The sequence below is a fragment of the Cellulomonas sp. P1_G12_2 genome, assembly GCF_056405535.1.
Genome location: NZ_JBFUBX010000001.1, coordinates 279,517 through 305,988 on the forward strand (window position 1 = coordinate 279,517; position 26,472 = coordinate 305,988).

The following is a 26,472-nucleotide window of genomic DNA, read 5'->3' on the forward strand; positions in this document are numbered from 1 at the left end:
AAACGGCGTGGTCGAAAATGGGCGTTCGTCGATGATGCGCCGAGGCCGCGTCGTCACGGACCCGTCGCATCGTGACCTAGCGTAGTGCCCACCCGAACTGTGCCCGTCGTGATGCACCGCCCGAGGAGCCGTCCGTGACCGACCACCCGCACCGCGCGCGTCGCTTCCTCGCGCGCGGGACGCTGTCGGTCGCCCTGGTGCTTGCGCTGTCGGGGGCGCTGTTCGCGGCCAACGCGAAGTTCGCGCGGGCCTCAGGCGAGCGTCACCCGCAGGACCTGCGGGAGCTCGTGCAGGTGGAGACGGACCGCGTCGCGCGGCTCTCCACCGAGGTCGACGGCCTGCGCGCCGACGTGGACGACCTGACGACGAGCGAGAACGCCGCGGGCGGGACCCCTCCCGGCAGCCCCAGCGCCGGGTACGTGGTCGAGGGGGGCCTGGTGCCCGTCGTCGGCCCGGGAGTCACGGTGCAGCTCGAGGACGCGCCCACCGACTCGCCGCGGCGCGACGAGGTGAGCCCCGACGTGCTCGTGGTGCACCAGCAGGACCTGCAGGCCGTGATGAACGCGCTGTGGGCCGGGGGCGCCGAGGCCATGGAGCTCATGGACCAGCGGGTGATCTCCACGAGCGCGTTCCAGTGCGTCGGGAACGTGCTCAAGCTGCACGGGCGCCTGTACTCCCCGCCGTACGTGGTGCGCGCCATCGGCGACCCGACGGAGCTGCGCCGCGCGCTCCTCGCCTCGCCCGCCGTGCAGTCGTACCTGCGCGACGCCGCCGACGTCGGGCTCGGCTGGTCGGTCACCGACGCGGAGGAGCCACTCTCGCTCGGGGCCTACTCGGGCGCGACCGAGCTGACGTCCGCGAGCGTCCCTGACGGTGTCGAGATCCTGCCCGGGCTCGAGGAGGCCGAGGCGGAGGCGGAGAACCGCGCAAGCCCCGGTGCCGACGGATGACCGGGACGACGACGGAGCCCCCTCCTGACACGAGGCGGGAGCGCCAGAAGAAGGTCGCGGCCCACCGGGTCCGGCACAGGGTCTACGGGATCGTCGGCGTCATAGGCGAGATCCTCATCACGCTCGGCGTGCTGCTGTTCGCGTTCCTGGTGTGGCAGCTCTGGTGGACCGACGTCGTCGGCAACCGCGCGCAGGCCGAGATCGTGCGCGAGCTCCCGTTCGAGCCGGTGCCGACCGCGACACCGAGCGCCGGAGCACCCGCGGGACCGGTCATCGCCCCGCCGCGGCGCGACGAGCCGCCGGTGATGGCCGAGCCGCCGCACGCGACGACCTTCGCGACCATCCAGGTGCCGCGGTGGGTGGGCGAGCCCGAGCGCCCGATCAGCCAGGGGACGGACCGTGCGACGGTGCTCGACGTGCTCGGCGCCGGGCACTACGAAGGCACGGCGATGCCCGGAGGGCTCGGGAACTTCGCGGTGGCCGGCCACCGGACCACCTACGCCAAGCCGTTCAACCGGGTCGAAGAGCTCCAGGTGGGTGACCCGCTGGTCATCCGGACCACCGACAACGTCTGGTACGTCTACCGGGTCACGTCGACGCAGATCGTCCTGCCGTCCGAGGTCTCGGTGATCGCCCCCGTGCCCGGCGACCCCGGCGCGGCTCCCACCGAGCGCATGATCACGCTCACCACCTGCCACCCGATGTTCTCGGCGCGGGAGCGGTTCATCGTCCACGGGGTGCTCGACTACTGGGCGCCGACGTCGGACGGGATCCCGGCCGAGCTGCTCGGTGGCGCATGATGGTCACCTGCGAGCGGGACGGAGGGCGCTGATGTACGGATGGCTGTGGCACCGGCTGCCCGGACCCGCCGCGGTGCGCGTGCTGATCCTCACGGTCGCCGCGCTCGCGGTCCTGACCGCCTGCTTCCTGTGGGTCTTCCCGGCGATCGCGCCCTTCATGCCCTTCAACGAGACGACTGTGGGTGAGTGACGTGACGCGGATCCTGGTGATCGACAACTACGACTCGTTCGTCTACACGATCGTCGGCTACCTCAACCAGCTGGGCGCCGAGACGGTCGTGGTCCGCAACGACGCGGTCCCGCCGGTCGAGGAGCGCACGGGCTTCGACGGCGTCCTGGTGAGCCCCGGACCCGGCACCCCCGCCGACGCCGGCCAGAGCATGCAGGTGATCCGCGACTGCGCCGACGCCGGTCTGCCGATGCTGGGTGTCTGCCTCGGTCACCAGGCGCTCGGCGAGGTGTTCGGCGGGACCGTCACGCATGCGCCCGAGCTCATGCACGGCAAGACCAGCCAGGTGGAGCACAAGGGCGAGGGGGTGCTGGCCGGGCTGCCCGACCCGTTCACCGCCACGCGGTACCACTCGCTGGCGGTGGTGAACGACACGGTGTCGGACGAGCTGGAGGTCACGGCGGTCGTCGCAGGCGACGGGCGACAGATCATCATGGGTCTCCAGCACGTGTCGCTGCCCCTGCACGGGGTGCAGTTCCACCCCGAGTCCGTGCTCACCGAGGGCGGTCACCGGCTGCTGGCCAACTGGCTCGAGATCTGCGGCGACGACCAGGCCGTGGCGCGCTCCGAGGGGCTGCACCCGCTCGTCCGCCTCTGACGCACGACGAAGGGGCCGCCCCGACCGGGACGGCCCCTTCGTCATGCCACCTAGGGCGTCTGGGTCGGGGCCGGGTCGTTGCCCTGCCCCTTCGAGACGTGGATGTCGATCTGCTGGTCCAGCGGGACCTCGTCGCCCGCGGTGGGGTCGGTCCGGAGCACCTCGTTCGCGGGCCGGTCGGACTGGTCCTCGATGCGGTTGAAGTTGGTCAGGCCGACCGCCTGCAGCGCCGCGACGACCTGGTCGTAGGTCTGGCCGGGGAGCCCCTGGGGAATGGTCGCCGTGGTGGGCGCGATGGCGATCTGCAGGTTGATCACGCGACCCTGCTTGACCGGCGTCCCGGCCGGGACGTCCTGCGAGACGACCGTGTCGGGCGCCTGGGTGCCGGACTCCACCGGTGACGTGTTGACCTGCAGCTTGGCGTCGTTGAGGATCTGCGTCGCCTCGGCCTTCGTCTTGCCGGCCACGTCAGGAACGAGCACGTTGCCGGTGGAGACGAAGAGCGTCACGGACGAACCCGCGCTGACGGACGTGCCCGACGCGGGCTCGGTCTTGGTCACCTGGCCCTGCGGGAAGGCGGGGTTGTCGTCGTCCTGACGGTTGGCGGACACGACGAGGCCCAGGCCCGTGAGGATGTCGGTCGCCTCCTGCTCGGTCCGGCCGGACACGTCGGGGACGGCGAGGCTGGCGGGTCCGGTGGAGATGTAGACGGTGATCGGGTCCTCGGCCTTGACCTCGGTGCCCTCCTCAGGGTCCGTCCTGATCGCGTGCTCGGCCTCGACGGTGTCGGAGGCTTCCTGCGCCCGCACGAAGATCAGGTTGGCGTCCGTGATCGCCGCTTCGGCCTCTGCCGCGGTCATCCCGACGACGGACGGCACGAGGATCGGCTCCGGGGCGTTGCTCTTGTTCGCGTTGGCGATGAGCAGCGCCACGATGCCCGCGACGGCAAGGACGGCGATCCCGATGAGCAGGGGAAGCAGCCACGGTCGCTTGTTCCCCTCGTCCTCCTCGGGCGGGCCGGCCGTGGCGACCGCGGCACCGGTGGACGCCCACGGCGAGGTGGCCGGAGGCATGGCCTGCGTCGTGGCGACGGGCGGGGCCATGACCTGCGTAGCCTCGGTGGCGGGGGTCGCGACCAGCGCGGCGGCGGCGAGCGCACCGACAGCAGGCGCGCCCACGGCACCGCCGCGGACGGCGGCCTCGAGGTCGGAGCGGAACTCGGCGGCGCTCGAGTAGCGGGAGTCGCGCTCCTTGGCCAGCGCCTTGAGCGTGATGCGGTCCAGCGTGTCCGGCACGTCCGACGCGAACGTCGAGGGGACCGGGGCGGCCTCGCGCACGTGCTGGTAGGCCACGGCCACGGGCGAGTCGCCGACGAACGGGGGCCGGCCGGTGAGCAGCTCGAAGAGCAGGCAGCCGGTGGAGTACAGGTCGGAGCGGGCGTCGACGGTCTCGCCGCGCGCCTGCTCGGGCGACAGGTACTGCGCGGTGCCGATGACCGCCTGCGTCTGCGTCATCGTCGCGGCCGAGTCGGCCATGGCGCGGGCGATGCCGAAGTCCATCACCTTGACCGCGCCCGTCGGGGTGAGCATGACGTTCGCGGGCTTGATGTCCCGGTGCACGATGCCCGCGTGGTGCGAGTACTCGAGCGCGGACAGCACGCCGGCCGTGATCTCCACGGCCTCCTCGATGGGCACCGCGTGGCCGTCCCGCAGGATGTCGCGGACCGTGTGGCCCTCGACGTACTCCATGACGATGAACGGCACGTGCGCGACGACGCCCGTGGGCTCGGTGAACACGTCCTCGCCGGTGTCGTAGACGGAGACGATGGCTGGGTGGTTCAGCGCGGCCGCGGACTGGGCCTCGCGGCGGAACCGGTTCTGGAACGAGGGGTCGCGTGCCAGGTCGGAGCGCAGGATCTTGATGGCCACGGTGCGACCGAGCCGGGTGTCGTGCCCGATGTGTACCTCGGCCATGCCACCTCGGCCGATGAGCTCGCCGACCTCGTACCGTCCGGCGAGGATGCGGGATCCGTCGTCCACCACTAGGCGTCCTTTGCTTCCGTCGATGCCGGGCCCGCTGTGAGCGCGCCGGACCCGTTCTCCGTGATCATCCCATCGAGGGTGTCGCCACGAGGGTAGTGGGCGACCGATGCCGACGGCCTGGTCTGGTCGCCAGGAGGCCCGTCCGCATTGGTGAACCGTGTTGCCAGGGCGGCCCCGAGCAGGCCGATGAGCAGCAGGACCAGCGCGAGCAGCGGCCAGGACAGCCGGCCCGTCCGGCCCAGGCGGACCCCGGTGGTCGTCGACGCCCGCCGGGCTGCGGCGCGTCCGGTGGGCTCGTCGGCCCGCCGGGTGCGGCGCGGCGGGTAGGAGGGCGGAGGTACCTCCGCGGAGGCGCCCCCCGACGCGACCGCGGTCGCGAACGTGTCCGGGGTGCGCTGGTGCTTGCTGACCAGCACGGGGATGCCCGACGGCGGCGTGCGCGGCACCATCTTGTCCAGCAGCTGAGCGAGCTCCTCGCCCGAGGCGGGTCGCGCGGTGGGCTCCTTGGACAGCAGCCGGATGACCAGCGCGGCGAGCTGCTTGTCGACGCTGGACGGCAGCGGCGGGACCGGGTTGTTCACGTGGGCAACGGCGATGTCGACCGCCGTCGGCCCGGTGAAGGGCCGGTGCCCGACGAGCGCCTCGTACGCGATGATCCCCAGCGAGTACAGGTCGGACAGGGGCGTCGCGGGCTTGCCGACGGCCTGCTCGGGCGAGAGGTACTGCGCGGTCCCCATGACCATGCCGGTCGCGGTCATGTTCACCTGGTTGCGCGCCAGCGAGACGCCGAAGTCGGTGATCTTCACGCGGCCGCCACGGCCCAGCAGGATGTTGCCGGGCTTCACGTCCCGGTGCACGACCCCGGCGAGGTGCGCGGCGTGCAGCGCGCGGGCGGTCTGGGCCAGGATCGGCAGCAGTCGGCGGGTGGGCAGCACGGGCTCGCGCTCGAGCAGGTCGGACAGGGGTTCGCCGACGACGAGCTCCATGACGAGGAAGCCCGAACCCTCCTGCTCGCCGTAGTCGAACAGCTGCGCGATGTTCGGGTGCGACAGCGACGCCGAGTTGCGCGCCTCGGTGCGGAACCGCTCGAGGAACCCGCGGTCGCCGGCGAACTCCGAGCGCAGCACCTTGACGGCGACCGGGCGGGCGAGGGCGTCGTCGTACCCCTCCCACACCTCGCCCATGCCGCCGACGGCGATCTGCCGGACCAGCCGGTAGCGCTCGCCGAGCAGGAGACCCGATGCCGTCTTCACGAGCCCAGCACCGCCTCGATGACGGCCTTCGCGATGGGCGCCGCGACGCGTCCGCCGGTGGCCTCGTTGCCGGCGTTCCCGCCGTGCTCGACGAGCACCGCGACCGCGACGCGCGGGGCGTCGGCCGGGGCGAACGCCGTGAACCAGGCGTGCGGAGCCTGCCCGTCGGCGGTCTGCGCGGTACCGGTCTTGCCGGCCACCTGCACGCCCGGGATCTTGGCGGCCGTGCCCGACCCGCTGTCGACGACGCCGACCATCATGTCCCGCAGCGACGCGGCCGTGCCGGGCGACATCGCCGTCGAGTACAGCTCCGGCTCCGTCTCAGACACCCGGTGCAGGTCCGCCGACCGCACCGTCTGCACCACGTACGGCGTCATCAGCCGACCGCCGTTCGCGATCGCCGCCGACACCATCGCCATCTGCAGCGGGGTGGCCTGGACGTCCCGCTGGCCGATGGCCGACTGGGCGGTGATCGGCGCGTTCATCTCGTCGGGGAACACGCTCTCGACGACCTTCATCGGGATCGTGAGGTTCGGGTCGTTGAAGCCGAACCGCTCCGCCTGGGTGCGCAGCGCGTCGGCGCCGACGTTCAGGCCCAGCTGTCCGAACGCGGTGTTGCAGGAGATGCGCAGCGCGTCCGCGAGCGTGATCGGGTCGCTGCCGCAGCCGCCACCGCCGAAGTTGCCGATGGTCGCCGTGGTCTGCGGGAGCGTGAGCTCGACCGGCGCGGGGAGGGTGCTCTGCGGCGTGTACTGACCGCTCTCCAGCGCCGCCGCCGCGGTGACCAGCTTGAACGTCGAGCCGGGCGGGTACCGCTCCTGCGTGGCGTTGCTGCGCAGCGGGTTGCCCTCCGCCGAGGCCAGCTGCTGGTACGCGGCCCCGGCGGCCGCGATGTCGTGGGAGGCGAGCGCGTTGGGGTCGAACCCGGGCGTCGAGACGAGCGCGAGGATCTTGCCGGTGGACGGCTCGATCGCGACGACCGCCCCCTGCTGGCCCGCCAGTCCCTCGAGCGCGGCCTGCTGCGCTGCGGGCAGCAGGGTGGTCTCGACGGCGGCGCCCTCGGGCTGGCTCCCCGTCAGCAGGTCCCGGATCCGCGAGAAGAACAGCCGGTCGCCGCGGCCGGTCAGGTCGTCGTTCGCCGCCCGCTCCAGCTCGGTCCGGCCGTTCACCACGGAGTAGAAGCCGGTCATCGTCGAGTACAGCTCCCCGGCCGTGTAGGAGCGCTGGTAGCCGTAGGAGTCCTCGACCGGCGTCGACAGGGCGATGGCGTCGCCGGCCACCACGATCGGTCCGCGCGCGTTGCCGAACTCCCGGTAGAGCGTGCGGACGTTCCGGCTGTCGTTGTTGAGCCGCTCGGCCTGGAAGTACTGCACCCAGGTGGCGCTGGCCATGAGCGCGACGAACATGACGAGGACAACCGTCGCGAGGCGGCGCAGGGGAGTGTTCACCGCACCCCCCGCATGATCTCGGTCGGCTGATCATCCTCATTGCTGCCGCCGACGACCGGAGTACCCGCGATCGGCGTGAGCGACGGCTTCATGGACGGTGCCGGGCGCCGGGCCTCGTCGGAGATCCGCAGCAGCAGGGCCACGATCACCCAGTTGGCCACCAGGGACGAGCCGCCGTAGGCGATGAACGGGGTGGTCAGGCCGGTCAGCGGGATGATCCGCGTGACGCCACCGACCACGACGAACGTCTGCAGCGCGACGATGAACGCCAGACCGCCCGCGAGCAGCTTGCCGAACCCGTCGCGCACCCCGATCGCGGTGCGCATGCCGCGCTCGGCGAGGATCGCGTAGAAGAGCAGGATGGCGAGCAGCCCGGTGAGCCCGAGCTCCTCCCCGAGGGACGCGACGATGAAGTCCGACTCCGCGAACGGCACGAGGTCGGGGCGCCCCTGACCCCACCCGGTGCCGAACAGACCGCCGCTGGCCATGCCGAACAGCCCGCGCACCAGCTGCCCGGACCCGCCCGGGCTCTGGTCGAACACGGCGGGGTCGAAGGCGTGCAGCCAGGCGTCGAACCGCGCTCCCACGTGCGAGAACGCGCCTGCGGCCAGGACCGCGCCGACGACGAACAGCAGGAGGCCGATGACCACCCAGCTCAGCCGTTCCGTGGCGAGGTAGAGCATCGCGACGAAGAGGCCGAAGAAGAGCAGCGAGGTGCCGAGGTCACGCTCGAGCACGAGGACGGCGACCGACGCGCCCCAGACGATGAGGATCGGTCCGAGGTCCCGCGGTCGCGGCAGCTGCAGGCCGAGCACCTTGGGCCCGGCGAGCGCCAACGTGTCGCGATGGGTGACCAGGTACCCCGCGAAGAAGATGGCGAACGCGATCTTGGCGAACTCCGCGGGCTGGAAGCCGACCCCACCGACGCGCACCCAGATGCGCGCACCGTTGATCAGCACGCCCAGGCCGGGGATCAGGGGCAGCATGACGAGCACGAGACCGGCGAGCATGGCGGTGTACGTGTACCGCCGCAGGGTCCGGTGGTCGCGCAGCAGGATGATCACCGCGGCGGCGAGCACCACGGAGATCGCCGTCCACACCAGCTGGCGCTGCGCGAACGCGTCCTCGCGGCCTCGCGCGGTATACGCGAAGTCGATCCGGTAGATCATCGCGAGCCCGATGCCGTTGAGTGCCACGGTGATCGGCAGGATCACCGGGTCGGCGAACGGCGCGCGCCACCGCAGCACCAGGTGGATGCCGATGGCCAGCGCGGCCATGCCGACCCCGTAGCCGATGACGTCCGGCGGGACCTTGTCGGTGGTGCCGATGCCGACGAGCGCGTACGCGGCGACGCCGATGGCGAGCGCGAGCAGCAGGAGGCCGAGCTCGACATCCCGGCCGGCCCGCACGCGGTGCGGCTGGACCGTAGCCATCACGCGCGGCTCACGGTGCGGCCGTCGGGGTGACGGAGACGGACGGGGACGGGGTCGACGAAGGCGACGACTTCGGTGGGACAGTGCCGACGGTGTCTTCCTCGAGCATGGCGACGAGCTCGCGCGCGTCGTCCAGGGACTCGGCGTGGATGGTCTGCTCGACGCGGGCACGCAGGTAGCCCGACGCGAGGTCCTCCAAGGAGGTACCGGTCCGCTCCACCACGGACGACAGCGGGACGGGTCCGAGGTTCTGCGGGAGCCCGCGGAAGATCACGACCTCCTGGTCGTCGACGCCCACGTAGTACTGCGTCTGCGTCCAGCCGTAGGCGATCGCGGCACCACCGAGGACGACCACGGCGACGACCACCCACGCGACGACCGAGCGCCAGCGCCGCGGAGGCGTCGGCTGCTCGTCGTCGTGGTCGTCCGGGGTCGGCGGCTCGACCGACTCCTCCCCGGCGTCGTCCCCCGCCTGGGGCGCCCGGGTGAGGCCTGCCGCGCGCGCCGCCGGACCGTCGGCGGCGGCCGTCGGGGCGTTGCGGGTCAGCGCGGCGGCGCCGACCACGGTGGCGTTCGTCGTCGGACCGGCGCCGTCCGCGACGGCGTCCAGCTCGATGACGTCCGCCAGGACCACGGTGATGTTGTCGCCGCCGCCCGCGCGCAGCGCCAGCTGGACCAGCCGGTCCGCGCACGCGTCGACGTCGTCGATCGTCGCCATCGTCTCCTCGATGGTCTCCGCGCTCACGAAGCCGGACAGGCCGTCGGAGCACAGGAGCCAGCGGTCGCCCGGGCGGGCCTCGCGGACGGACAGGTCCGGGGTCACCTCGGGGTCGAAGTCGCCCAGCACGCGCATGACGACCGAGCGCTGCGGGTGGTGCTCGGCCTCCTCCGGCGTGATCCGGCCGATGTCCACCAGGTGCTGCACGAACGTGTGGTCGGTGGTGACCTGCGTGAGGACGCCGTCGCGCATGAGGTAGCCGCGCGAGTCGCCGAGGTGCACCATCGCGAGCTTGTTGCCGGCGCGCAGGATGGCGAGCACGGTCGTCCCCATGCCGCCGAGGTCAGGGTCGGCGTCGCTGCGGGCGATGATCTCGTCGCGGGCGTTGGCCAGCGCCGTCTCCAGCTCGTCCAGGGCGTCGTCGGGGCCGTGCGACTCCCCGTCGAGCGGCGCGAACGCGGCGACGGCCACCGACGAGGCGACATCGCCCCCGGCGTGGCCGCCCATGCCGTCGGCGACCATGAGCAGGTGCGGACCGGCATAGGCCGAGTCCTGGTTGTTGGAGCGCACGAGTCCGACGTCGGACCGCGCCGCATACCTGAGTGCGACGGTCACCGGGTTACCTCTGCAGCTCGAGAACGCTCTGGCCCACGCGCACGGGTGTACCCGTCGGGACGGGGGTCGGAGCCTCGACGCGCTGGTCCGCCACGAATGTCCCGTTCGTCGATCCGAGGTCCTCGACGAACCACTGGCCACCCTGCGGGAAGATCCGTGCGTGCCGCGACGACGAGTAGTCGTCGTCCAGGACGAGCGTGCAGCTGGGCGCCCGTCCGATGAGCACCGCCGACGTCCCCAGCGGGACGATCGTGCCGCGCAGCGGACCCTCGGTGACCACGAGGCGCGACGGGCCGGCGCCGCTGCGGGCCGAGCGGGGGGTGCGCGTCGGCGCGGTCTCGGGCTTGGCGGGCTCGGTGGCGACCGCGGCCGCACCGGCTGCCACGACGGGAGCCTTGCGACGACGACGGTCGGTGATGCGCGTCCCGTACAGGTCGCGGCGCAGCACCCCGATGGCGAAGAGCACGAGCACCCAGAGCAGGGCCAGGTAACCCAGCCGCAGCAGGGTGATCGTCAGTTCACTCATGCGCCGGCGTCACTCGTCCGGGTCCGGCTCGCCACCGGTCCAGAACAGGATCCGGGTACGGCCGATGGTCAGCGTGTTGCCGTCCAGCAGGGTCGCGGCCGGAACCTGGTGGCCCTCGACGAACAGTCCGTTGGTGGAGCCCATGTCGGTTGCGACCACGCCGTCGGACGTCACACGGATCTCGAGGTGGCGACGCGAGACGCCCGGGTCGTCGACGATGATGTCCGCCTCCGAGCCGCGCCCGATGACCGTCACCGGGCCGGTGAGGATGTAGCGCTGACCGTCGATGTCCACCAGCGGGTGACGCGCGCTCGGTGCTGACGTCGCCGACGCCGGGGCGACCGCACCGCGCACCGTCGCGCTGTGCACGCGGAATCGCGCGGCCTCGAGCTCGCTGTCCTCGCTGAACGACACGGTCACCGGCCCGACGAACGCGTACCGCTGGCTCGCGGCGTAGTCGGTGACGTTGTTGGCGAACTCGTCCGCCAACGCCTCCGCACCCCACGACTCCACCTGGTCGTAGTCGGCAGTCGCGAGCTCGATCGTGAACTCGTTGGGCACGACGGTCCGGTCGCGTCCCACGACGGCGGCCCGGTCGTCCACCTCGCGGCGCAGCGCGCTGGAGAGGTCGAGCGGCTTCAGCTCGCTCTTGAAGGCCTTGGCGATGGCGTTGTTGACGACGCGCTCGACGCCGTTCTCGAACCTGTCGAGGATGCCCACAGCCACCTCCCTCGTCCCTCGTGCGCCTCTGCGTGCAGGTACAGCACCCGCAACCCGCCTTGATCGTATCCGTGCCCCACCGGTACGGGGCCGGATGAGGGGTGATGTGCGCGCGGCGAGCCTGCCGGGGCCTCTCGGCCTGGTCGGAGGGAGGTCGCGATCGTGCTAATGTTCTGCGGCGCGCGCGAGTGGCGGAACGGCAGACGCGCTGGCTTCAGGTGCCAGTGTCCGAAAGGGCGTGGGGGTTCAAATCCCCCCTCGCGCACACGTTGAGCGGCAGCCCGGACCTTCCAGGTCCGGGCTGCTGCCGTGTTCGGCGCCCGATGGGCGGTTCACCCGAATGCGCGGTTTGGCCGGGCATCTCGATGCCCGATGATTCACGCATCGACGGCGCCGGTCTGGCGCCCGCCGGCGGGCAGCCGGAAGCACGAGCGAGGACTCTGATGATCTCCCTGCGACGACGCACGCACCGAGCACTGACGCAGACGGGCATCGGGTCCGTCGTCGTGGCGTCCTTGGTGCTCGCCCTGGCGGGACCCGCGCAGGCAGAGCCTGTCGTGCCCTCGCTGGACGAGCCGCGCGACCGCACCGAGCTCGGTCTGGACACGATCCCGGCCGCACCCGCCGCGCCCGCCGCGCCGGATCGCGTCCTCGTCAAGTTCCGCGCCGGGACCGAGGACTCGGCCCGCCGCTCGGCGCTCGCGGCCGTCGACTCCAGCGTGGACGGCACCGTGGGTCGGACCGGCTTCGTCGCGGTCGACACCCCGGCCGGGGGGGCCGCGGCGGTCGCGGACGACCTCGCGGACGACCCGCGGGTGGCCGAGGTGCAGGTCGACCACGTCCGCACGGCCAGCGGTGTCGAGGTCTGGGGCGGCGACGACTACGTCGGCGAGCAGTGGCCGTACCTCGAGCTCACCACCTTGCCCTCGGCGTGGGAGACCGCGGACGGCACCGGCGTGACGGTGGCGGTCCTGGACTCGGCGGTGCTCACCTCGCACAACGAGCTGGCCGGCCGGGTGAAGCCGGGATGGGACGCGATCAGCGGCGACGCCGACCCGACCGGCTCGGGCTGGCACGGCACGCTCGTCGCCGGCGTGGCCGTGGGTGCCGCCGACGGCGCCGGGATCGTCGGCGCCGCATACCGCGCGTCGCTCATGCCGGTGCGGGTGCTCGACGACTCCGGTGTGGGCACGGACTCGAGCGTCGCGGCCGGCATCGACTTCGCGTCGTCCAACGGCGCCGACGTCATCAACCTGTCGCTCGGCGGCGAGTCGCCGTCCCCGATCCTTCGCGCCGCTCTCGTCACGGCTGTCGCCCGCGGCTCCGTCGTCGTGATCGCGGCAGGGAACACGGGCGACGAGGTGCTCCAGTACCCGGCGGCGTACGCAGCCGAGATCCCCGGTGTGCTCTCGGTGTCCTCGGTCGAGGACAGCGGCCGGATCACCGAGACGGACCAGTACACCTCGACCGGGGCCTCGTCCCACAACGACGCGGTGTCGATCGCCGCACCGGGTCGGGAGATCCTCGGCCCGTCGGCCGCGGGCTCCTACGTGTACGTGTCCGCCACCGGGACCTCGCTCGCAGCACCGCTCGTCAGCGGCGCGGCCGCGCTCCTGGTCCAGCGCAACCCCGGCTGGACGGCGGAGCAGGTCGCGGCCCGGCTGAAGGCGACCGCGCGAGACGCGGGTCCTCGCGGGGTCGACCCCTTCTACGGCGCCGGCATCCTCGACGCCGGCGCGGCCCTCGGGCAGGTGCCCGCGGTCCCCCTGGACCGGATCGGGGACGACGGGCCGAGCGACGACTTCGCCATGGACGCGACGATCGTCGCCCTCGGTGCGCACGCGGTGTCGTTGCGCGCAGAGGCGGACGTGGACTGGCTGGTCATCAACGGCCTGCAGGCAGGCATCGACTACGAGGCCTACATGGTCGACGGGCCGATGCGGGGTCTCGTGTTCGACAGCGACGGCCACCAGCTCACGCAGTTCGGGACCTTGAGCTCACGGTTCCGCACGGCCGGCGGGCGGGTGTACGTCAAGGTGTGGGCCCCGAACGGGACGCGCCAGAGCACGTCGTGGGGTCCCACGTACCCGGAGTCGATCGTCGTCGTCCGGCCGTCGGGAGTGCAGCGCGCGGCGGACGCGGTGCGGTTCGGCAGCGGACAGGCGACCAGTGTCGGCTTCCTGGGATACACGCGGCCGACGCTCGCTGACGTCACCGGGGACGGCGTCGCCGACCTGGTCACGGGACGTTCTACGCCGGGTCCGGGCGGTCTCGGGCGCGTAGGCCAGCTCGTGCTCAACGTCGGCCGCGCCGACGGGACGTTCGCAGCCTCGTCGTACGCCCCGGTGCCGACGGGGTTCTGGCCCCCGACGCTCGTCGTCGTCGATCTCGACGGGGACACGGTTCCGGAGGTCGTCGCCGCAGGGGAGTCCCAGGTCTCGGCGTTCAGTGCGGCGGGCGGGGCGTGGGCGCAGCCCGTCGTCCTGGCGACCGGGCTGGGCGAGGCGGCACGCGTCGCGGCTGCGGACCTCGACGCCGACGGCGACGTGGACGTCCTCGTCGGCTCGCAGGGCGGTCTCGTCCTCCTGCGGTCGCAGGCCGGCTCCTACCTGAAGGAGCAGGTCACGTCGACGGCACCGGGTTCGGTCGCGGTGGTCCAGCTCGACGGTGCTCGCGGGCCGGACGTGCTCCTCGGGCGGGGCAAGACGCTGCTCCAGAACGCCGACGGCACGTTCGCACCGGGTCCCGACGTGTCGGCGCTGGCGGGTCCGACGGAGGCCCAGGTGGCCGACCTGGATGCGGACGGCGCGCCCGACCTCATCAGCACCAACAGCACCCTGGCGACGACGACCGTGGTGTACGGCGTCGCGGGCGGCATCCTCTCGGCCCCGCAGAGCGGTCTTCGTTCGACCTCCGTCGAGATGCTGAGCCCGTCGTTCGGAGACGTCGACGGCGACGGCCGCCTCGACCTGGTGTGGAACACCTACGTGGCCATCCAGCACGCGGACGGTTCGTTCGGGGCCAAGCAGTACGTCACGCACCCCTGGGGGACCTCGACCACGGGCTGGGCCCTGCCGTTCGACGGAGCCGGTGACGCGCGGACGGACGTCCTCGCGAGCGACGGGTACTCCAACCTGGCGGTGCTGCCGCAGATCGATGTGGACGACCCGCCGGGTGACCAGGCCTGGGTCTGGGGCGTGACGCCGCAGGACGAGGCGTCCGGGGTCGGCGCGCGGCCGACGGTGACGGTGACGAGCAAGCGCCAGCTCGACCCGGCGGGGGTGACGGCCGAGTCCGTGCGGCTGGTCGACCGCGAAGGCGAGGACGTCCCCGCGGACCGGTCCACCGACGTCGCCACGGGTGCGGTGTCCCTCGTGCCGAGGGCGGACCTGGAGACCGGCGGCCACTACGAGGTCGTCGTGACCGGCCTGCGTGACGCGGCCGGGGCGACGATGACCGAGGTGGCGCGCAGCTGGTTCACGGTGGGTGCCGCGGGTGAGCGGTTCACGCCCGTGGAGCCGTACCGGGTGCTCGACACACGCGAGACCACCAAGGGTGCCGTGCGTCCCGGATCCCCGGTCGAGCTCGACTTCAGCGACCTGCCGAAGGGCACGACCTCGGTCGTCCTCAACGTCACGGCCGCGTCGCCGCAGGGACCCGGGTTCCTCCGGGTCTTCCCCGCACCCGCGAGCGCCGGCACACCCGAGCCGGACATCTCGAACCTCAACGTCGCGACGGGCGTGGACCAGCCGAACCTGGTCACGGTCAAGCTCGGGGCGGGCCAGCGGGTACGCATCTCGACCGTCTGGACGACCACGCACGTGGTGGTCGACCTGTCCGGCTACTACAGCGCCGGTGGTGCGACCGCGTACGTGCCGATGGAGCCGAAGCGTGTGATGGACCTGCGCACCGGCGAGGCGGGTGGCCCCAAGGGGGTCCTGCACCCCGGCCGGTGGGTGGACCTGCAGGTGGCGGGCCGCAACGGTGTCCCCGCGGACGCGACCGCGGTGGTCCTGAACGTCACGGGGGCGAACCCGCCGGGCCGCACGGTCGTGCGGGTGTTCCCGAGCCCGGAGCCGTTCTACGGGGACTACCTGCCGTCGGTGTCCAACCTCAACCTGATGCCGGGGCGCGACCAGCCGAACCTGGTGACGGTGAAGGTCGGCTGGGGCGGCAAGGTCAGGTTCTACTCGCACGCCTCCGACGTCATGCTCGTGGCCGACATCGCGGGCTACTACTCGCCGACCGGGGACAACGGGTTCACCGCGATGGACCCGGTCCGGCTCGCGGACACCCGGACCGGGCTGGGCCTGCCGGGCGGGCGGATGTATCCCGAGCAGACCCGCACCCTGGCTGTCGCGGGCGTGCGGGGCATCCCGTCGGACGCGACCGCGGCCGTGTTCAACGTGACCGGTGCGCGGCCGAGCTACCTGACGGTGATCCGGGTGTTCCCGGCCGGTCCGGGGCCGGCGCCGAGCATCTCGAACCTCAACCTCATCCCGGGCCGGGACGACCCGAACATGGTGATCTCCCGGATCGGTCAGGGCGGTGGTGTCTCGTTCTACAGCCACTCCGCGGTGACCGACCTGGTCGTGGACGTCGGGGGGTACTTCCGCACCTGGCGGTGACGAGCCTCTACCGCGGCTCGGGGACCATCAGGATCGACCCGGACGGGCACTCGGCCACGCAGATCCCGCAGCCCTTGCAGTAGTCGTAGTCGATCTCGAACCGCTTGCCGGGGCCGAGCTTGATCACCGCGTTGTCGGGGCAGACGCCGTAGCAGTTGTCGCACTCGAAGCAGTTGCCGCAGGACATGCAGCGGCGTGCTTCGTAGGCGGCGGTCTCGGCATCGAGTCCCTGGACGACCTCCTCGAACCCGGAGGTGCGCCGGGCCGCCTCGAGGCGCGGCCGGACCGCGTGCGGGGCGTCGGCGTAGTACCAGGTGTTCAGGGAGGCGTACTCCGCCAGCGGGGCCTCGGTCGGCTCCACCGCCGGAACCCGGCGCAGCCAGGCGTCGATCGCGCGAGCGGCCCGGGCTCCGTGCCCGACGCCGACGGTCACCGTCCGCTGGGCGGGCACCACGTCGCCGCCCGCGAAGATGCCGGGGTGACCCGTCATGAAGGACGAGTCCACCTGGACCGACCCGTCGCTGAGCGCGACGTCCGGGACGTCGTCGACGAGCGACAGGTCGCTCTCCTGGCCGAGCGCGAGGACGAGGGAGTCGGCCTCGAGGTCCTCGAACTCACCGGTCGGCTGGGGGAAGCCGCTCTCGTCGAGCTCCATGCGTTCGACCCGGAGGTGCCCGGCGTCCGCGTGCGCGACCGTGGACAGCCACTTCACGACGACGCCCTCCTCGAGCGCCTCGGCCATCTCCGAGTCGTGCGCGGGCATCCGGTCGCGGGTGCGCCGGTAGACGATGATCGAGTCGGTCGCACCGAGGCGCTTCGCGGTCCGCGCGGCGTCGACCGCGGTGTTCCCGCCGCCGTAGACGACCACCCGGCGGCCGAGCAGCGGCGGCTCGCCCTGCGCGACGTCGTGCAGCATCGAGACCGCGTCGACGATCCGCGCCGCCTCCCCGGCGGGCACGTACGCGCGCTTGCCGATCTGCGCGCCGACCGCGAGGAACACGGCGTCGAACCCCTCGGCCAGGGCGGCCAGCACGTCGTCCACCCGACGACCCAGCTCGAGGGTGATCCCCAGGTCGACGATGCGGGCGATCTCCGCGTCGAGCACGTCGCGCGGCAGCCGGTACGCGGGGATGCCGTACCGCATCATCCCGCCGGGCTTCGGCGAGGAGTCGCGGACGGTGACCTCGTGGCCGAGCCGCCGCAGCTGGTAGGCGGCCGACAGCCCGGTGGGGCCGGCGCCGACCACCAGCACGCGGTGACCGGTCGTCACCGTGGGGACGGCAAGCGCCCAGCCCTGCTCGATGGCGTGGTCGCCGAGGAAGCGCTCGACGGCGTTGATGCCGACCGCCTCGTCGAGGAAGCTGCGGTTGCAGACCGTCTCGCACGGGTGGTAGCAGACACGTCCCATGATCGCGGGGAACGGGTTGGCCTCGACGAGCGTGCGCCAGGCCTGCTCGTACGAGCCGTCCTCGGCGGCGTAGAGCCACTTCTGCGGGTCCTCCATGGCGGGGCAGGCGTGCGCGCACGGCGGCGTGAGGTCCACGTACACCGGTCGCTCCTGGCGCCAGGCACCCGTGTGGTTGGCCAGGCTCGAGCCGACGTCGAGCGTGATGGCGAACGGCTTGGTCATGACTGCACCTCCTCCAGCAACCCGTACCGCGCGATGTTCCGGTCCGCGATCGCCTGCAGGCGGTCGATCACGTCGTCGCGCCGGACCGGCGAGAACAGGTGGGCGTACCGGCCCTGCAGCGCGAGGTACTCCTCGACGGGGACGCGGTGCCGGATCGGGCGCACCGACGTCACCTCGCCGCGCTCGGCCTCGAACACCGGGAAGTAGCCGCTCTCGGTGGCCAGCCGCGCGATCCGCACGGTGTCCTTCGCCGCCGACGCCCAGCCGAGCGGGCACGGGACCAGCACGTGCAGGTAGCGCGCGCCGCGCATCCCCATGGCCTTCTCGACCTTCGCCTCGAGGTCGCGCAGGTCGGCGACGGTGGCCGTCGCGACGTACGGGATCTCGTGCGCCATCGCGATGCGCGGCACGTCCTTGCCCTGGCCGAACACGTTGCCGGGGTGCTCGCCGACGGTCTGCGTGGTCATGGTGCGGGCGGCGGGCGGCGTGGCACCCGAGCGCTGCACCCCGGTGTTCATGTAGCCGCCGTTGTCGTAGCAGACGGCGAGCACGTCGTCGTTGCGCTCGAACATCCCGGACAGGCACGCGAAGCCGATGTCGACCGTCGCCCCGTCGCCGCCCTGTGCGACGACGCGCACGTCCGGCTTGCCGAGGGCACGCAGCCCGGCCGCGACGCCGGTGGCGACCGCCGGTGCGTTGCCGAACAGCGAGTGCAGCCACGCCACGCGCCAGGACGTCTCGGGGAAGGGCGTCGAGAAGACCTCGAGGCAGCCCGTCGCGTTGACCGTGACCATCCGGCCTCCCGCCGCGCGCATGGCGGCGTCCAGCACGTAGCGCGCGCCGAGCGCCTCGCCGCACCCCTGGCAGGCGCGGTGACCGGACGTCAGCGAGTTGGCGCGACCCTGCTCGGACTGCGCGCTGCGCAGCTCGGGGTCGAGCAGCCGGTTCCCGACCGCGAAGCTGCCGACCTGGTAGAACTTCACCGGCGTGGCGCTCATGACCGCACCTCCCTCAGGCTCGGGTGGAGCCGCGCGAGCTCGCGGTCGACGACCGCGGTGTCGAGGTCGAGGAACGTGAGCTCCGGGAGCTCGTCGCGGACCGCGCGGCCGAGCAGCTCGCGCAGCGACGTCGTCGTGACGGGCCGTCCGCCCAGCCCCGCGATCACCGTGCTCTGGCCGATCCCTGTCCCGGCCAGCGCGAGGCGGACGTCGCCGGAGACGATCCCGCCCGCCCCGACGGCGAGCGCCCGCTCGATCACGACCACGCGCCGTGCCCCCGCCAGCGCGGCCGCCAGGGCCGCGTACGGGAACGGCCGGAACGAGGTGACCCCGAGCAGCCCGACGCTGACGCCCTCGTCGCGCTCGGCGTCGACCACGTCCTGCAGGGTGCCGAACACCGACCCCAGTGCGACGACGACGGTCTCGGCACCGTCGGTCCGGTAGGGCCGCAGCAGACCGCCAGAGTCCCGGCCGAACCGTGCGGCGAACTCCGCCGCGACGCGCGGGATGACCTCGAGCGCCTCGAGCTGGCGCAGGTGAGCCAGGTAGCGCACCTCGGTGAACGCGTCCGGGCCCACCATCGACCCGATCGACACCGGCTCGTCGGGATCGAGGACCTGGCGAGGTTCGAACGGCGGCAGGAACGCGTCGACGCCCGCCGCGTCGAGCACGTCGATCCCCTCCGTGGCATGCGTGAGGACGAACCCGTCCATGCACACCATGACCGGTACGGACAGCTCCTCGGCGATCGCGAACGCCTGCGGGTGCAGGTCCGCGGCCTCCTGGTTGCTCGACGCGTACAGCTGGATCCAGCCGGAGTCGCGCTGGGACATCGTGTCGCCGTGGTCGTTCCAGATGTTGATGGGCGCCCCGATGGCCCGGTTGGCCACGGTCATCACGATCGGCATGCCCATGCCGGACGCGTTGTACACCGCCTCGACCATGTAGAGCAGGCCCTGGCTGGAGGTCGCGGTGTAGGACCGCGCGCCGACGGCGCTGGCACCGATCGCGCCGGACATGGCGGCGAACTCCGACTCGACGTTCACGTACTCGCACCCGGCCAGCTCGCCGGCCTTCACCAAGCGGCTGAGCTCCTCGACGATGTGGGTCTGCGGCGAGATCGGGTAGGCGCAGATCACCTGCGGCCGGCACGCGGCGACGGCAGCCGCCACGGCTCGCGATCCCTCAACCTGCCGGAGCATGAGCGGCCTCCTCGACGACGAGCCGGTACGCGGCCTCGGCAGCCGCCGAGTTGGACCGGGCGAGCGGTCCGGGGAAGCGCTCCTCGAGGGCCGCGACGACCCCGTCGAGGGTGATCACCCCCGTCAGCGCCGCGAACGCGCCGAGCAGGGGGACGTTGGGCACGGGCCGGCCGACGTGCTCCATCGCCAGCTCCGACGCGGGGACGGTCACGACGTGGCCCGGTGGCAAGGCCGCGGCCGCCGACCCGAGCCCCAGCTCGGCGGGCGTCCGCACGGTGTTGAGCAGCACGTACCCGTCGGCCACCATCCCGGCGAGCACGTCGACCCGTCCCAGCAGCGACACGTCCTGGATGATCAGCGCGTCCGGTGCGGCCACCGGGTCGTGCGACCGGATCGGACCGTCCGCGATGCGGCAGAAGGACACGACGGGGGCGCCCGTGCGCTCGGAGCCGAAGCTGGGGAACGCCTGCGCGTGCCGGCCTGCGCGGAACGCGGCCACCGAGAGGAGCTCGGCGGCCGTGACCACGCCCTGCCCGCCCCGTCCGTGGATGCGCACCTGGAACATGCCGGTCACCGGCCCTTCGCCTTGCTTCAGGGAACGCCTTCAGGGCCTGCTCGCAAGAGGGCCGAACGTCCCGTCTCGCGCGTCCCATTCGTCCGGGATGCCCCCGTGGCGTACCCGGCCTAGCCTGCGCTGAGGCGGCCACCCCGACCGCCCCTCACCATGGGAGGCACAGTGCGCAAGACCCTCCTCGCGCTCATCGCGCTGGTCGGCCTGCTCCTCGCGTCGGCGACACCCGCTGCCGCGATCACAGGCAACTACGTCAAGGACTTCGAGCACCCTTACGTGGGCCTGCTCACCACCTTCGACGCCGACGGTGTGTTCGCGGGCCGCTGTTCCGGTTCGCTGCTCACCCCGACCGTGTTCCTCACGGCCGGCCACTGCACCGAGGACGTCGCGACCGCGGTCGTCTACTTCCAGCAGGACGCGGGCGTGAACTACGACCCCGAGACCGAGCTCGACCCCATCACCGGCTACCCGGAGTTCTGCGCCGGTGACACCCTCGGCGTCGTGTGCGCGACGTCCGACGAGACCTACAACTGGGGCTTCGACGACTTCGCCGGCTTCCCCGACACCAAGGACATCGGGATCGTGATCCTCGACCAGCCGATCACGCTGGACGAGTACGGCTCGCTGGCCGCGGTCGGTTCGCTGGACAGCCTTGCGACGGCGCAGGGCACCAAGAACGTGACCTTCACGGCGAGCGGGTACGGGCTGTCCTACAGCAGCCCGGTCGGGGTCGAGTCGTTCCGCGAGCGGCTGATGGCGTCCGCTCGCCTGACGAACCTGACCAGCAACAACACCGGCGGGTTCAACATCCAGACCACGGGCAACGGCAAGGGCAAGGGCGGCACCTGCTCGGGTGACTCCGGCGGGCCGGTGTTCCACGGCGGCTACACGTCGAACACGATCGTGGCCGTGACGTCGTTCGGTCTGAACTCGTACTGCCGCGGCACCGACTTCGGGTACCGCGTCGACACCCAGGCGGCCCAGGACTGGATCCGGTCCGTCATCGGCGACGAGGAGTTCGCGCAGATCGACATCGTCGCGATCTGAGCAGCTCGACCCCGACCCTCCCTCGGAACCTGCACGGTCCCGAGGGAGGGTCGTGCCGTTCCGCCCTGGGACCTTGGACCCCCACAGGCTCCGAGATCACCCGCTGGCGACCGTGGTGATCGGGTGAGGGGCCCCTGGTGGTGCGGGTCACGGGGGTCCGCAGGAGGAGAGTGGAACTGGCCACAAGCCGCTCTACCTGCCATGAGTGCTCAACGAGGAGACCCTTCATGCACCCGGACCTTGCCATCGCCATGTACCGCCACGAGGAGCACCAGCTCGAGGTCCGCCTCGAGCAGCGCCGGTCGCACCTCGAGAAGGCGGGCCCGGGTATCCGCCGTCGGCTCCGGCCGCACCGGCACCCGCTGCGCGCACGCCGATAGCTCGGACCCCAGCGCTAAACGCTTAGGCGGGGTTGTCGTCACGGAAAACGCTCTCCTACTGTCGTGAAACCGGTCTCTCGCAGCCCGGGGAAGCTCCCACGACGAAGTGAGGCAACGATGAGACGACCACTCGCACCCCGGCTCCTGGCAGCGGGGACCACGGTGGCGCTGGCGACGGCGATCGGCGTGACGGCCCTGACGGTCTCGGCTGCGCAGGCGGCGACGGGCCCGGCAACCGGCTTCGCGTCCGTCAACGGCGGCACCACCGGAGGTGCGGGCGGGCAGACGGTCACCGCGAGCACCGGCACCGCGATCCACGCGGCCTTGTGCAACCGCGCGAGCAGCAGCACACCGATCACGATCCAGGTGCAGGGCACCATCAACCACGCCAACACGGCCAAGGTGTCCGGCGAGAGCTGCAGCACCGCGGCCGGCGTGATCGAGCTCAAGCAGATCAGCAACGTGACGATCGTCGGTGTGGGCAGCGGGGCCGTGTTCGACCAGCTGGGCATCCACATCCGCGAGTCCAGCAACATCATCATCCAGAACGTGACGGTCAGGAACGTCAAGAAGTCGGGCTCGCCCACGTCGAACGGCGGCGACGCCATCGGCATGGAGAGCGGCGTGCACAACGTCTGGGTCGACCACGCCACGCTCGAGGCGTCCGGCGGGGAGTCGGAGGGCTACGACGGCCTCTTCGACATGAAGGCGAGCACGACGTACGTGACCCTCTCCTACAGCATCCTGCGCAACTCTGGCCGCGGGGGCCTGGTCGGCTCCAGCGACAGCGACCTCCAGAACGGCCCCGTCACGTTCCACCACAACCTGTACGAGAACATCGACTCCCGCGCCCCGCTGCTGCGCGGCGCCACGGCCCACATCTACAACAACTACTACGCGGGCCTCAACGAGTCCGGGATCAACTCCCGCGCCGGAGGCAAGGCCAAGGTCGAGAACAACTACTTCGAGGACTCGAAGGACGTGCTCGGCACCTTCTACACGGACCTGCCGGGCAGCTGGCAGGTGGCCGGGAACATCTTCGACAACGTGACCTGGAGCGCCAAGGGCACCGACAACAACCCGGCCGGACCCAACCCGACGTCCACCACGACGGTGAGCATCCCGTACGGCTACACGCTCGACGGGGCCGCCTGCGTGCCGGCGATCGTGCGCCAGACGGCAGGCGCCGGCACAGGCCTGAAGGTCTCGAACGGCTCGTGCACCCCTACGACGCCGACGCCCACCCCGACGACGCCGACCCCGACGCCGACGACCACGACCCCCGCCCCGACGCCCTCCCCGACGTCGACGACGCCCACCGGCACCAACCTCAGCATCGGCGCGGGCGCTGACGGCTCGAGCAAGGCCAGCGGCACCAGCTACGGCAACGTCATCGACGGGTCCACGAGCACGTACTGGTCGCCGTCCGGATCGACGGGCAGCATCTCCGTCAAGTGGGGATCGGCGAAGACGGTGTCGACCATCGCGATCCGTGAGGCCTCCGGGGCCACCGGCCGGATCGGGAACTGGCGCGTGCTCAACGGCGACACGGGCGCGGTGCTGAAGACCGGCAGCGGCGCCGGCGTCATCAGCTTCACGACGACGTCGCTGAAGAAGGTCACGTTCGAGATCACTGGATCGTCGGCGACCCCCCGGGTGGCCGAGTTCGAGACGTACGCCAAGTAGTCCCGTCTGCGCGGCCCCCGGTTCACGAACCGGGGGCCGCGACTCTGTCACGTCGGCCCTCCGACCCGGCATCCTGTGCTCATGCAGGTCACGGTCGTCGGCGCAGGGATCGGTGGGCTCGCGGTCGCGGTGGGGCTGCACCGCCGAGGGCATGACGTCACGGTGCTGGAGCGCAGCCCGGACCTGACCGCGCCCGGCGCCGGGATCTCGCTGTTCGCCAACGGGCTCGCCGCCCTTCGGGTGCTCGGACTGGCCGACGACGTCCGCGCGGTCTCCGCTCCGTACGACTCCACGCTGCGGACGGGCCAGCGGCAGCCGTCGGGACGGTGGCTGGTCGAGGTCCCCCCGAGCTCCACGCAGGACCTCGCGGTCGTGCACCGGCAGGACCTGCAGCGCATGCTGCTGGACGCGCTGCCCGAGGGCGTGGTGCGCACGGGCATGACGGTGGCCGGCGTCGAGCACGCGCGCGGGGTCGTCATTGATTCCTCTGGAGGTCGCGCGGCCGCGGACCTCGTGGTCGGTGCAGACGGGCTCCGCAGCGCGGTCCGGAGCACGTTCGCCCACGGAGCGTCCCCCCGGTACGTCGGCTACACCGCGTGGCGGGGAGTCACCGAGGGTGCGGTCGACCTGCTCGGCTCCGCGGGCGAGACGTGGGGCCGCGGCGAGCGGTTCGGGTACGTGCCACTGCGGGACGGACGCGTGTACTGGTTCGCCGTCGCGAGCGTCCCGCCGGGCACCCGGTCCGCCGACGAGGTCGCCGAGGTCCGTCGCCGCTTCGACCACTGGCACGACTCGATCCCCGCGCTCGTCGCCGGCACCGACCCGGCCGCGGTGCTGCGGCACGACATCCACGACCTCGACCGGCGGCTCCCGTCGTTCGTGCAGGGTCGGGTGGCCCTGCTCGGGGACGCCGCCCACGCGATGACCCCCGACGTCGGGCAGGGCGGCGGGCAGGCGCTCGAGGACGCGGCGACCCTCGCGGTCCTGTGCGACGGCGACCTGCGCGCCGCGCTCGCGGAGTACGACCGGCTGCGGCGTCCGCGGACGCAGGCGATCGCGCGTCGAGCCCGGGCCGTCGGGCGCGTCGCCCAGCTGGGCTGGGGGCCGGCCGCCGCGGCACGGGACCTGCTCCTGCGGGCGATGCCCGACGCGGCGTCGGCGCGGGCCGCCGCAGCCGTGCAGCGGTGGGACCCGCCGGCCTGATCGATCCGCACCTCCCCGGCGTGCCCACCGCCGAGTGTCAGTGGTCGGCTGCACCCTGGTGGACATGATCACTCTGTCCTGCTCCTGCGGCTCCGCCGGCTCCACCCGTCGCCACCCCCTGCGCGGGATGTCGGCCGACGAGCGCGCTGCCCTGATCCGGGACGCGTTCTCGGTGAGCGGCGGCTTCCTCGCGCTCGAGGTCGACGCCTCCTGGCACCCGGGGTCCGACGAGCCCACCGAGGGGTGCGTCGTGCTCGCGGACCTCGACTCCCTCGACGCCTCGGCCGGCCTGGACGCGGCCGGCGCCAAGGCCATCCGCGACCTGCTCGAGATCGGTCACGTGCGCGGCCAGGCCCTCCCGGCGCCCGTGGAGGCGGGAACCGTGCGCTTCCGAGTCGCGCCCGCCGACGAGTTCGGGCCGGCGATCGCGTACATGGTCACCGACGGCACGGAGACGCTGCTCGACGCCACCGTCCCCGTGCCGCACGAGGACCTGCTCGCCGACCTCGTGGCGCTGCACCGTGACCTGGGCGCCGACGCCCTCGTGCGGGTCGACGCGCTGGCCGCCCGGACCGGCCTGGCGGGTGCGATCACCCGAGTCCGTCAGCAGCGGAGCACCGCGGTCGCCTGACCTGGCGGAAGGCTGAACGCTCCGTCCCGACGTCAACCGGGCCGCGCGCTCGGCCGATGTCGCTGGCATGCGTTCCCACCGTTCGCGCGTCGCCCTCCTCGGACTCCTCGTCGCGGCCACCGCGACCGGCTGCAGCGTGGCTTCCGCCGCCGATGTCAGTTCCGACCCGCACGCGGCGACGGTCATCGGGGTGGTCGACGGGGACACGGTCGAGGTGGAGCAGAACGGCGCGTCCGCCAGCCTCACACTGCTCGGTCTCAATGCGCCCGGACTGGATGAGTGCCTCGGAGCGCAGGCGGCGCGGGCCCTCGAGGAGCTGCTGCCGGCGGGGACCGAGGTGCGTCTGGAGGTGTCCGGCGAGAGCCTCGCTGCCGTCTACGCCGACGGCGTGCTGGTCAACGCGGAGCCGGCACGGCTGGGGCTGGGGCACACGCTCGCCAACACGGTGGTCACCGACGAGGTGCTGGCCGCGGAGGAGGAGGCGATCGCGGCCGGCGTCGGTCTGTTCGGCGCGGCCGCGGAGTGCACGGTGTCGTCGCAGGTGGCCGCGCTCGAGGTGACCGGTGCCGAGGCCGCCGAGGCAGCGTCGTCGCTACCGGCGGGAGCGGGTGTCGAGGAGGTGGACCGGCGGGGAGCCGTGGTCGCGGCAGCGGCGGTCGCGGGAGCGGAGGTGACCGCCATGCTCGACGGCGACGAGGCGGCGCGGCTGCCGGCGGTGCTGGTCGCCGACCTGCGAGGTCGGACGGCAGCGGTGAACGAGCGCCTGAGCGCCGCCGCCACGGCGCTGCAGCAGGCGCGGGCCGCGGAGGAGCAGCGCATCGAGGCGGAGCGGGTCGCCGCCGAGGCGGCCGCAGCACAGGCGGCTCAGGCGGCCGCGAACGAGGCAGCGCGTCAGGCGCAGGCGGCAGCCGACGCGGAGGCGGCCCGGGTCGCGGCCGAGGCAGCAGCGGCGAAGGCAGCGGCGACGAAGGCAGCGGCGACGAAGGCTCCGACGCCGACGACGACCAAGGCTCCCGCGGCGGCTCCGGGCGGCACGGTCTACTACAAGAACTGCGACGCGGTCCGGGCCGCGGGCGCTGCTCCGCTCCGCACCGGGGACCCCGGCTACAGCAAGGAGCTCGACCGCGACGGCGACGGGATCGCCTGCGAGAGGCGGTGGTGACC

22 protein-coding genes and 1 tRNA gene are annotated in these 26,472 nt (G+C 72.4%); 12 read left to right on the forward strand and 11 right to left on the reverse strand.

Annotation, left to right across the window (positions count from 1 at the left end; translation table 11 throughout):
- Positions 1–134: 134 nt before the first annotated feature.
- From AC1DXT_RS01440 to AC1DXT_RS01455, 4 genes are read left to right on the forward strand one after another with little or no spacing between them, the layout of a single operon-like run.
- Positions 135–950 carry a DUF881 domain-containing protein gene (locus tag AC1DXT_RS01440; protein ID WP_477059601.1) on the forward strand — a complete coding sequence of 272 codons (816 nt, stop codon included), beginning with the start codon at positions 135–137 and terminating at the stop codon, positions 948–950.
- Positions 947–1,750 (forward strand): class E sortase, encoded by an 804-nt coding sequence (locus tag AC1DXT_RS01445; protein WP_477059602.1) that lies wholly within the window; start codon positions 947–949, stop codon positions 1,748–1,750. Before AC1DXT_RS01440 ends, AC1DXT_RS01445 begins: the two co-directional genes overlap by 4 nt.
- Before the next feature lie 31 nt (positions 1,751–1,781).
- A complete protein-coding gene (locus tag AC1DXT_RS01450; protein WP_477059603.1) occupies positions 1,782–1,940 on the forward strand; it encodes a hypothetical protein in 159 nt (52 codons plus the stop codon).
- A 1-nt stretch (position 1,941) separates the two neighbouring features.
- Positions 1,942–2,577 carry an aminodeoxychorismate/anthranilate synthase component II gene (locus tag AC1DXT_RS01455; protein ID WP_477060790.1) on the forward strand — a complete coding sequence of 212 codons (636 nt, stop codon included), beginning with the start codon at positions 1,942–1,944 and terminating at the stop codon, positions 2,575–2,577.
- 50 nt (positions 2,578–2,627) lie between these two features.
- Here the strand turns inward: AC1DXT_RS01455 and pknB are convergent, their stop codons facing one another.
- Genes pknB through AC1DXT_RS01490 form a run of 7 tightly spaced genes read right to left on the reverse strand, consistent with a single transcriptional unit; the run spans position 2,628 to position 11,332 of the window.
- On the reverse strand, positions 2,628–4,619 hold the full coding sequence (pknB, locus tag AC1DXT_RS01460; protein WP_477059604.1) for a Stk1 family PASTA domain-containing Ser/Thr kinase: 1,992 nt from the start codon (positions 4,617–4,619) through the stop codon (positions 2,628–2,630).
- Entirely contained in the window at positions 4,619–5,872 is a 1,254-nt protein-coding gene (locus tag AC1DXT_RS01465) for a serine/threonine-protein kinase (RefSeq protein ID WP_477059605.1), read from the reverse strand. The genes pknB and AC1DXT_RS01465 overlap by 1 nt, the downstream gene beginning before the upstream one ends.
- Positions 5,869–7,320 carry a peptidoglycan D,D-transpeptidase FtsI family protein gene (locus AC1DXT_RS01470; protein ID WP_477059606.1) on the reverse strand — a complete coding sequence of 484 codons (1,452 nt, stop codon included), beginning with the start codon at positions 7,318–7,320 and terminating at the stop codon, positions 5,869–5,871. The genes AC1DXT_RS01465 and AC1DXT_RS01470 overlap by 4 nt, the downstream gene beginning before the upstream one ends.
- On the reverse strand, positions 7,317–8,753 hold the full coding sequence (locus AC1DXT_RS01475) for an FtsW/RodA/SpoVE family cell cycle protein (RefSeq protein ID WP_477059607.1): 1,437 nt from the start codon (positions 8,751–8,753) through the stop codon (positions 7,317–7,319). Before AC1DXT_RS01475 ends, AC1DXT_RS01470 begins: the two co-directional genes overlap by 4 nt.
- A 10-nt stretch (positions 8,754–8,763) precedes the next feature.
- Positions 8,764–10,086, reverse strand: a complete 1,323-nt coding sequence (locus AC1DXT_RS01480; protein ID WP_477059608.1) for a PP2C family protein-serine/threonine phosphatase — start codon at positions 10,084–10,086, stop codon at positions 8,764–8,766.
- Between the two features lie 4 nt (positions 10,087–10,090).
- Entirely contained in the window at positions 10,091–10,612 is a 522-nt protein-coding gene (locus tag AC1DXT_RS01485) for an FHA domain-containing protein FhaB/FipA (protein WP_477059609.1), read from the reverse strand.
- 9 nt (positions 10,613–10,621) lie between these two features.
- The gene (locus AC1DXT_RS01490) at positions 10,622–11,332 is read right to left on the reverse strand and encodes an FhaA domain-containing protein (protein WP_056086159.1); all 711 of its coding nucleotides are present in this window, start codon (positions 11,330–11,332) and stop codon (positions 10,622–10,624) included.
- A 182-nt stretch (positions 11,333–11,514) separates the two neighbouring features.
- Here AC1DXT_RS01490 and AC1DXT_RS01495 point away from each other — a divergent pair.
- Positions 11,515–11,597: transfer RNA gene (locus AC1DXT_RS01495), tRNA-Leu, on the forward strand.
- A gap of 178 nt (positions 11,598–11,775) precedes the next feature.
- Entirely contained in the window at positions 11,776–15,960 is a 4,185-nt protein-coding gene (locus AC1DXT_RS01500) for a S8 family serine peptidase (RefSeq protein WP_477059610.1), read from the forward strand.
- A gap of 7 nt (positions 15,961–15,967) precedes the next feature.
- Here AC1DXT_RS01500 and AC1DXT_RS01505 read toward each other — a convergent pair whose 3' ends face one another.
- The 4 genes from AC1DXT_RS01505 to AC1DXT_RS01520 are packed head-to-tail and all read right to left on the reverse strand — an operon-like array spanning position 15,968 to position 20,355.
- The gene (locus AC1DXT_RS01505; protein WP_477059611.1) at positions 15,968–17,590 is read right to left on the reverse strand and encodes an NAD(P)-binding protein; all 1,623 of its coding nucleotides are present in this window, start codon (positions 17,588–17,590) and stop codon (positions 15,968–15,970) included.
- Entirely contained in the window at positions 17,587–18,588 is a 1,002-nt protein-coding gene (locus AC1DXT_RS01510) for a thiamine pyrophosphate-dependent enzyme (RefSeq protein WP_477059612.1), read from the reverse strand. Before AC1DXT_RS01510 ends, AC1DXT_RS01505 begins: the two co-directional genes overlap by 4 nt.
- Positions 18,585–19,790 (reverse strand): hypothetical protein, encoded by a 1,206-nt coding sequence (locus tag AC1DXT_RS01515; RefSeq protein WP_477059613.1) that lies wholly within the window; start codon positions 19,788–19,790, stop codon positions 18,585–18,587. Before AC1DXT_RS01515 ends, AC1DXT_RS01510 begins: the two co-directional genes overlap by 4 nt.
- The gene (locus tag AC1DXT_RS01520) at positions 19,774–20,355 is read right to left on the reverse strand and encodes a 2-oxoacid:acceptor oxidoreductase family protein (RefSeq protein ID WP_477060791.1); all 582 of its coding nucleotides are present in this window, start codon (positions 20,353–20,355) and stop codon (positions 19,774–19,776) included. The genes AC1DXT_RS01515 and AC1DXT_RS01520 overlap by 17 nt, the downstream gene beginning before the upstream one ends.
- A gap of 171 nt (positions 20,356–20,526) precedes the next feature.
- On the opposite strand from AC1DXT_RS01520, the gene AC1DXT_RS01525 reads away from it, so the two are divergent.
- From AC1DXT_RS01525 to AC1DXT_RS01550, 6 genes are all read left to right on the forward strand, one after another.
- Positions 20,527–21,408, forward strand: coding sequence for a trypsin-like serine protease (locus tag AC1DXT_RS01525; RefSeq protein WP_477059614.1), 882 nt, complete (start codon positions 20,527–20,529; stop codon positions 21,406–21,408).
- Positions 21,409–21,635: 227 nt separating this feature from the next.
- A complete protein-coding gene (locus tag AC1DXT_RS01530) occupies positions 21,636–21,788 on the forward strand; it encodes a hypothetical protein (RefSeq protein ID WP_477059615.1) in 153 nt (50 codons plus the stop codon).
- A 117-nt stretch (positions 21,789–21,905) separates the two neighbouring features.
- A complete protein-coding gene (locus AC1DXT_RS01535; RefSeq protein WP_477059616.1) occupies positions 21,906–23,474 on the forward strand; it encodes a pectate lyase family protein in 1,569 nt (522 codons plus the stop codon).
- An 81-nt stretch (positions 23,475–23,555) separates the two neighbouring features.
- Positions 23,556–24,677, forward strand: a complete 1,122-nt coding sequence (locus tag AC1DXT_RS01540; protein ID WP_477059617.1) for an FAD-dependent oxidoreductase — start codon at positions 23,556–23,558, stop codon at positions 24,675–24,677.
- Between the two features lie 64 nt (positions 24,678–24,741).
- Positions 24,742–25,308, forward strand: a complete 567-nt coding sequence (locus AC1DXT_RS01545; RefSeq protein ID WP_477059618.1) for a hypothetical protein — start codon at positions 24,742–24,744, stop codon at positions 25,306–25,308.
- A 67-nt stretch (positions 25,309–25,375) separates the two neighbouring features.
- Positions 25,376–26,470 (forward strand): thermonuclease family protein, encoded by a 1,095-nt coding sequence (locus AC1DXT_RS01550; RefSeq protein WP_477059619.1) that lies wholly within the window; start codon positions 25,376–25,378, stop codon positions 26,468–26,470.
- The last annotated feature ends 2 nt before the right edge of the window (positions 26,471–26,472 follow it).

What these genes read in the sequence shown, in the direction of transcription:
- AC1DXT_RS01445 (WP_477059602.1), top strand. Translation starts at nt 947, where the DNA reads ATGACCGGGACGACGACGGAGCCCCCTCCTGACACGAGGCGGGAGCGC.
- AC1DXT_RS01450 (WP_477059603.1), top strand. Translation starts at nt 1,782, where the DNA reads ATGTACGGATGGCTGTGGCACCGGCTGCCCGGACCCGCCGCGGTGCGC.
- AC1DXT_RS01475 (WP_477059607.1), bottom strand. Translation starts at nt 8,753, where the DNA reads ATGGCTACGGTCCAGCCGCACCGCGTGCGGGCCGGCCGGGATGTCGAG.
- AC1DXT_RS01485 (WP_477059609.1), bottom strand. Translation starts at nt 10,612, where the DNA reads ATGAGTGAACTGACGATCACCCTGCTGCGGCTGGGTTACCTGGCCCTG.
- AC1DXT_RS01500 (WP_477059610.1), top strand. Translation starts at nt 11,776, where the DNA reads ATGATCTCCCTGCGACGACGCACGCACCGAGCACTGACGCAGACGGGC.
- AC1DXT_RS01505 (WP_477059611.1), bottom strand. Translation starts at nt 17,590, where the DNA reads ATGACCAAGCCGTTCGCCATCACGCTCGACGTCGGCTCGAGCCTGGCC.
- AC1DXT_RS01510 (WP_477059612.1), bottom strand. Translation starts at nt 18,588, where the DNA reads ATGAGCGCCACGCCGGTGAAGTTCTACCAGGTCGGCAGCTTCGCGGTC.
- AC1DXT_RS01515 (WP_477059613.1), bottom strand. Translation starts at nt 19,790, where the DNA reads ATGCTCCGGCAGGTTGAGGGATCGCGAGCCGTGGCGGCTGCCGTCGCC.
- AC1DXT_RS01520 (WP_477060791.1), bottom strand. Translation starts at nt 20,355, where the DNA reads ATGTTCCAGGTGCGCATCCACGGACGGGGCGGGCAGGGCGTGGTCACG.
- AC1DXT_RS01530 (WP_477059615.1), top strand. Translation starts at nt 21,636, where the DNA reads ATGCACCCGGACCTTGCCATCGCCATGTACCGCCACGAGGAGCACCAG.
- AC1DXT_RS01535 (WP_477059616.1), top strand. Translation starts at nt 21,906, where the DNA reads ATGAGACGACCACTCGCACCCCGGCTCCTGGCAGCGGGGACCACGGTG.
- AC1DXT_RS01540 (WP_477059617.1), top strand. Translation starts at nt 23,556, where the DNA reads ATGCAGGTCACGGTCGTCGGCGCAGGGATCGGTGGGCTCGCGGTCGCG.
- AC1DXT_RS01545 (WP_477059618.1), top strand. Translation starts at nt 24,742, where the DNA reads ATGATCACTCTGTCCTGCTCCTGCGGCTCCGCCGGCTCCACCCGTCGC.
- AC1DXT_RS01550 (WP_477059619.1), top strand. Translation starts at nt 25,376, where the DNA reads ATGCGTTCCCACCGTTCGCGCGTCGCCCTCCTCGGACTCCTCGTCGCG.